This window comes from Affinundibacterium seohonense (genome assembly GCF_014284305.1).
Taxonomy (GTDB): domain Bacteria; phylum Pseudomonadota; class Gammaproteobacteria; order Burkholderiales; family Burkholderiaceae_D; genus Undibacterium; species Undibacterium seohonense.
The window spans coordinates 1-306 of sequence record NZ_JACOFW010000107.1 but is presented as its reverse complement, the minus strand read 5'-3'; the positions used below and the strand labels follow the sequence as shown (position 1 = coordinate 306).

Genomic DNA, 306 nt, shown 5'->3' with positions numbered 1-306 from the left:
ATTACAACAGCACAGCCACATTTAGCAATGGCGTGACCTTAGTTGGTGGCAGCCTGATCGTTCCAGCCGGTGTTTCCAGCTTCACGGTCACCGTCGCCACAATCAACGACAGTGTCGTCGATTCCGCCTCCCCAGAATCCTTACCATTGGTGATCGGTGGGGTAACAGGCAATGGCGGCATTATTGATGATGACCAACCAAGCATCACCACCGTCGAACCAGGCGCACCAGGCGTCGCTGGTGACAATGTGGTCGAAGGCAATGATCTCGTCTACACCGTGTCTCTGTCAGCAACCACAACAGTAG

General features: G+C 54.2%; 1 protein-coding gene. It reads left to right on the top strand.

Annotated elements, in window-relative coordinates:
* Nucleotides 1-306, top strand: a 306-nt coding sequence (locus tag H8K52_RS20760) for a hypothetical protein (protein WP_186924808.1), incomplete at both ends; no start/stop codon positions are given.